General features: G+C 77.4%; 1 protein-coding gene. It reads right to left on the reverse strand.

Annotated features, from left to right (window positions below):
• Nucleotides 1–402: protein kinase family protein (locus tag AC5RWQ_RS30695; protein ID WP_494286081.1), on the reverse strand; the 402-nt coding region annotated here is incomplete at both ends.

The following is a 402-nucleotide window of genomic DNA, read 5'->3' on the forward strand; positions in this document are numbered from 1 at the left end:
GCGGCGCCGTTGGCCGGCTCGGTGGCGGGCGTGGTCGACGCGCTGGCGGCGCTGCCGGCGAGCTGTTCGGCCCACGCGCGCGGGCTGGGCCTGCGGGCCGGGTCGGGGTCGAGCCCGGCACGGGCGAGTTCGCCCAGCGCGGGGCTGACCGCGGTGAGGACGGCGGGGTCGCGGGCGGCCTGGTCGCGGGCGAAGAGCCGGACGGCCAGCAGCGCCAGCTTGTGCACGTCGCTGGTCCGGGTGGCCTTCTCCTCGCCCGCGGGGACCTGCCAGTCGGGGGTCTCGGCCTGCGGCAGCACGCTGGCGCCGTGCAGGCGCATGGCGTCGCAGTCGATGAGGAAGCACTCGGGCCGCGGTGCCAGTGTGAACAGCAGGTTCTTCGGGGAGACGTCCCCGACGGCC

It is taken from the genome of Micromonospora sp. BS32 (genome assembly GCF_059089345.1).